2 protein-coding genes are annotated in these 6054 nt (G+C 61.0%); one reads left to right on the plus strand and one right to left on the minus strand.

The window, feature by feature from the left end; translation table 11 throughout:
* Positions 1-78: 78 nt before the first annotated feature.
* Positions 79-4032 carry a trifunctional transcriptional regulator/proline dehydrogenase/L-glutamate gamma-semialdehyde dehydrogenase gene (gene putA / locus F8N49_RS24575; RefSeq protein ID WP_151552965.1) on the minus strand — a complete coding sequence of 1318 codons (3954 nt, stop codon included), beginning with the start codon at positions 4030-4032 and terminating at the stop codon, positions 79-81.
* Between the two features lie 458 nt (positions 4033-4490).
* Here putA and putP point away from each other — a divergent pair, with 458 nt between their 5' ends.
* Positions 4491-5975, plus strand: a complete 1485-nt coding sequence (putP, locus tag F8N49_RS24580; RefSeq protein WP_095181000.1) for a sodium/proline symporter PutP — start codon at positions 4491-4493, stop codon at positions 5973-5975.
* Positions 5976-6054 lie beyond the last annotated feature (79 nt).

A 6054-nucleotide genomic window follows, 5' to 3' on the forward strand; every position in this document is an offset into this window, starting at 1 on the left:
TCGCTATCGCTGGCAAGCCAGCTCCCACAGGGATTGTTGCTATGCCGGGCCCCTATGCAGGTGCCCGGTTTATCGGGTTTAACCGATCGTCATCAGACTGGCATTGCCTCCAGCAGCAGCCGTGTTAACGCTCAATGCCCGCTCGATCACCAGGCGCTCCAGGGCAATGTTGGTCTCGCCCTGGGACAGGCCCTGAACGCCAACGATTGCACCGCCACGCTGGGCGATCTGCTGGCAGACGCCGCGCAACTGGTCGGAGTGGCCGTGATGCAGCACGGCATCGAACACCACTTCGTCCTTGTTCCAGTCGGCAACGCGTTTGATCCGCGCCTGCACTTCCTTCGGCAGACGGGCGAACAACGACTTGGTCAGCTCGGTTTCCGGCCACACCGCCGAACCGCCCACCGCCAGCACCGCCGCCAGTTGCGTCAGCAGATCACCTTCAACTTCCGCCAGGCACAGCACGTGCTCGCGCGGCAGGATCGCGTAGCTGTTTTTCTCGCCGGTGGGACCTGCCAGCACCCGGGTGATGCCGCTCTGCGATTGCGCTGCGTATTGCACGCACAGGGTGCTCAGGTCGGCGAACTTGTTGTTGTCGGCCCAGGCTTTCAGCGCGTTCAACGATTGGCTCATGGCATCGCGCAAACGCACGTCCGGGGCGACGATGGCATCACCGCGGGCGAAGGATTGTTCGATGGCGTCGGCAGGACGCGTCGACAGCAGGCGGTACAGATACAGCGGGCCGCCGGCTTTCGGGCCAGTACCCGACAGGCCTTCGCCGCCGAATGGCTGCACGCCGACCACGGCACCGACGATGTTGCGGTTGACGTAGACGTTACCGGCGTTGACGTTGTCGATCACCTTGGCGATGGTCTCGTCGATGCGCGTGTGCACGCCCAGCGTCAGGCCATAACCGGAGGCATTGATCTGGCCGATCAGTTGATCCAGCTCTTTGCGCTTGTAGCGCACCACGTGCAGTACCGGGCCGAAGATTTCGCGTTGCAGTTCGTCGAAGCTTTCCAGCTCGATCAGGGTCGGCATGACGAAGGTGCCGCGCTTGACCTCTTCACTGTCGGCAATCGCAACCTGGTAAACATTGCGACCTTTGTCGCGCATGCCCTGGATGTGCTTGTCGATGCCCGCCTTGGCTTCGGCGTCGATCACCGGGCCGATGTCCACGGACAGACGCTCCGGGTTGCCGAGACGGCTTTCGGCCATGGCACCTTTGAGCATTTCGATGACGCGATCGGCGGAATCTTCCTGCAGGCACAGTACCCGCAGCGCCGAGCAGCGCTGACCGGCACTGTCGAAGGCCGACGACACCACGTCGATCACCACTTGTTCAGTCAGTGCCGAGGAATCGACGATCATCGCGTTCTGGCCACCGGTTTCGGCGATCAGCGGAATCGGACGGCCCTGGCTGTCGAGACGGCCAGCGATGTTGCGTTGCAGCAAGCGCGCGACTTCGGTGGAACCAGTGAACATCACGCCTTTGACGCGCTCGTCACCGACCAGACCGGCGCCGACGGTTTCACCGCGACCCGGCAGCAGTTGCAGCACGCCTTCCGGGATGCCGGCTTCGAGCATCAGGCGCACGGCTTGAGCGGCGACCAGCGGAGTCTGCTCAGCCGGTTTGGCCAGTACCGGGTTACCGGCGGCCAATGCCGCAGCGACCTGGCCGCTGAAGATTGCCAGCGGGAAGTTCCACGGGCTGATGCACACCACCGGACCGAGTGGGCGGTGGGCGTCGTTGCTGAAATCGTTGCGCGCCTGCACTGCGTAATAACGCAGGAAATCGACGGCTTCGCGGACTTCGGCGATGGCGTTGGCGTAGGTCTTGCCGGCTTCGCGAGCCAACAGGCCCATCAGCGGCTGGATCTCGCCTTCCATCAAGTCAGCGGCACGTTCCAGAATTGCCGCACGTTCGGCCGGCGGGGTGGCCTGCCAGATCGGCGCGGCGTTCAGCGCGCATTGAATGGCGTTGTCGACGTCTTCGACGGTCGCTTCTTGGACGTGACCGACCACATCGCGGTGATCGGACGGGTTCAGCACCGCGACCGGCGTTTCGTTGCTGGAGGCGCAACCGAGCATCGGCGCGGCTTTCCAGTCATTGTGCGCGGTGGCGAGCAGGGCGCAGGACAGCGAGGCCAGGCGATGTTCGTTGGCCATGTCGATGCCGCTGGAGTTGGCGCGCTCGGCACCGTACAGATCACGCGGCAGCGGAATGCGCGGGTGCGGCAGGCCGAAACCGCCTTCCACGGTGGCCATCTGCTCGATCTGTGCCACCGGATCGGCCACCAGTTCCTGAATCGAAATCGACTGGTCGGCGATACGGTTGACGAACGAGGTGTTGGCGCCGTTTTCCAGCAGACGACGCACGAGGTACGCCAGCAGGGTTTCGTGAGTGCCGACCGGTGCGTACACACGGCACGGACGGTTCAGCTTGCCCTCGGAAACCTTGCCGACAACCTGTTCGTAGAGCGGTTCGCCCATGCCGTGCAGGCACTGGAACTCGTACTGGCCCGGGTAATAGTTCTGACCGGCGATGTGGTAGATCGCCGACAGGGTGTGGGCGTTGTGCGTAGCGAATTGCGGGTAGATGACTTCCGGTACCGACAGCAGTTTGCGTGCGCACGCAATGTAGGAAACGTCGGTGTAAACCTTGCGGGTGTAGACCGGATAGCCTTCCAGACCTTCGACCTGGGCGCGCTTGATTTCGCTGTCCCAGTACGCGCCTTTTACCAGACGGATCATCAGGCGATGACGGCTGCGGCGGGCCAGATCGATCACGTAGTCGATCACGTACGGGCAACGCTTCTGGTAAGCCTGGATGACGAAACCGATGCCGTTCCAGCCGGTCAGTTGCGGCTCGAAGCACAGACGTTCGAGCAGATCCAGCGACAGCTCGAGCCGGTCGGCTTCTTCGGCGTCGATGTTCAGGCCGATGTCGTATTGCTTGGCCAGCAGGGTCAGCGATAGCAGGCGCGGGTACAGCTCGTCCATCACCCGCTCGTACTGCGCACGGCTGTAACGCGGGTGCAGTGCCGAGAGTTTGATGGAAATGCCCGGGCCTTCATAAATCCCACGGCCGTGGGATGCTTTGCCGATCGAGTGGATCGCTTGTTCGTACGAGGCCAGGTATTTTTGCGCGTCGACTTCGGTGAGTGCCGCTTCACCGAGCATGTCGTAGGAGTAACGGAAGCCCTTGGCTTCGAACTTGCTCGCATTGGCCAGCGCTTCGGCGATGGTTTCGCCGGTCACGAACTGCTCGCCCATCAGGCGCATGGCCATGTCGACGCCTTTGCGGATCATCGGCTCGCCGCTCTTGCCGATGATGCGGCTCAGCGACGAGGTCAGGCCGGCTTCGTTGTGGGTGGAAACCAGTTTGCCAGTCAGCAGCAGACCCCAGGTCGCAGCGTTGACGAATAGCGAAGGGCTGTTGCCCAGGTGCGGATGCCAGTTGCCGGTGCTGATCTTGTCGCGGATCAGCGCATCGCGGGTGCCTTTGTCCGGGATGCGCAGCAGCGCTTCGGCCAGGCACATCAGCGCCACGCCTTCCTGGGACGACAGGGAGAATTCCTGCAACAGACCCTGAACAATGCCCGCACGACCGCCGGCACTTTTCTGGTTGCGCAGTTTTTCGGCGATGGTCGCCGCGAGCTTGTTGGTGGCTTCGGCCATCGGTGCTGGCAGGCGCGCCTGCTCGATCAGCATCGGCACCACTTCCGGCTCAGGGCGGCGGTAGGCGGCGGTGATCGAAGCACGCAGAACCGATTGCGGCAGGATGCTTTCAGCGAATTCGAGGAAGCATTGGTGAGCGTGATCGGTCTGCACTTCGCCTGCGTCATCGGCGTCTTTGGCGGTCAAACCGTTCAACTCGGTCAGGGTTGCACCACCCTCGAGTTTTTCCAGGTAATTGAAAATTGCCTGCTTGATCAGCCAGTGCGGCGTGCGATCAATCGAGGTTGCGGCAGCCTTCAGGCGCTCGCGGGTCGGGTCATCGAGTTTGACCCCAAGGGTGGTGGTAGCCATATTTTTATCCTCATGGTTGCCACAGTTGCGTGGCATCAGCTGGCCGCAAGATTAGCCGTGCGTTGAATGAGGTGCAACCGGGTGCAACCCTTTTTTTGCCGGAATAATACGCAGCTCGTCAGGAAATAATTTCTGGTACGAAAGTGCTGCTCCTGCTTGGTGCTTTTGCTTCTAGCAAAGAGCCATGACTGCCACAAAAGGGAGCAAAAACGGGGCGATCGTCGATTAATCCGACTGGGTGCAACTAATTCTCGCGAAACTGGTTGCACCTTATTTGCTTTGTTGCATAGCATTCGCCGCCAAGGTGCAACCGGGAATAACCCGGTGCATCGGCTGATGGCTTTCCTGGGGAAACATCAGTCTTAAATGCGCGGGATCCCGGATCGTCTGCCAAACGTCGTCGTTTGCGAGCGGTTCACCACCGCCGCTACATAAAAACAAAGCCAGGGCGTAACTCAATGAGCGTAAGCAATCCAACCCTGATCACGTTCGTGATCTACATCGCAGCAATGGTGCTGATCGGCTTGATGGCCTATCGCTCCACCAACAACCTTTCCGACTATATTCTCGGTGGTCGCAGCCTCGGCAGCGTCGTCACCGCGCTGTCTGCCGGTGCCTCCGACATGAGCGGCTGGTTGCTGATGGGCCTGCCGGGCGCCATCTACATGTCCGGTCTGTCCGAAAGCTGGATCGCCATCGGCCTGATCGTCGGTGCCTACCTGAACTGGCTGTTTGTCGCCGGCCGTTTGCGTGTGCAGACCGAGCACAACGGCGATGCCCTGACTCTGCCGGATTACTTTTCCAGCCGTTTCGAAGATAAAAGCGGCTTGCTGCGGATTATCTCGGCGATCGTGATTCTGGTGTTCTTTACCATCTACTGCGCTTCCGGCATCGTCGCTGGTGCGCGCCTGTTCGAAAGCACGTTCGGCATGACCTACGAAACGGCGCTGTGGGCCGGTGCGGCGGCTACAATTGCCTACACCTTCATCGGCGGTTTCCTCGCGGTGAGCTGGACCGACACCGTCCAAGCCACGCTGATGATCTTCGCGCTGATCCTTACGCCGATCATCGTCCTGCTGGCCACTGGCGGCGTTGACACCACGTTCCTCGCCATCGAAGCGCAAGATCCGAGCAACTTCGACATGCTCAAAGGCACCACCTTCATCGGCATCATCTCGCTGATGGGCTGGGGTCTGGGCTACTTCGGCCAGCCGCACATCCTCGCGCGTTTCATGGCGGCGGATTCGGTGAAGTCGATCGCCAAGGCGCGTCGCATTTCCATGGCCTGGATGATCCTCTGCCTGGGCGGCACCGTTGCGGTGGGCTTCTTCGGTATCGCCTACTTCTCGGCGCACCCGGAAGTCGCCGGTCCTGTGACCGAGAACCCGGAGCGCGTGTTCATTGAACTGGCGAAAATCCTCTTCAACCCATGGGTTGCCGGTGTACTGCTGTCGGCCATTCTGGCGGCGGTGATGAGCACCCTGAGCTGCCAGTTGCTGGTGTGCTCGAGCGCCCTGACCGAAGACTTCTATAAAGCCTTCCTGCGCAAGTCCGCTTCGCAACTGGAGCTGGTCTGGGTCGGTCGTGCCATGGTGCTGCTGGTAGCCTTGATTGCTATCGCGATGGCTGCCAACCCGGAAAACCGCGTACTGGGTCTGGTGTCCTACGCCTGGGCCGGTTTCGGTGCTGCGTTCGGTCCGGTTGTGCTGATTTCGGTGGTCTGGAAAGACATGACCCGCAACGGCGCCCTGGCCGGCATTCTGGTCGGCGCGATCACCGTGGTGGTCTGGAAGCATTTCGAACTGCTGGGTCTGTACGAAATCATTCCGGGCTTCATCTTCGCCAGCCTGGCCATCTACTTTGTCAGCAAGGCGGGTGAACCGACTCGCGGCATGGTTGAGCGTTTCGAAGCAGCGGAAAAAGACTTCCATCTGAACAAGTGATGGACTGAGCTTCGGCTCACATGAAAACGGCCCGTTTCCTAGAGGAAGCGGGCCGTTTTTTGTTGCCTGTGATTCTTCA

It is taken from the genome of Pseudomonas sp. GXM4, from assembly GCF_008923895.1.
GTDB classification, from domain to species: Bacteria; Pseudomonadota; Gammaproteobacteria; order Pseudomonadales; family Pseudomonadaceae; genus Aquipseudomonas; species Aquipseudomonas atacamensis.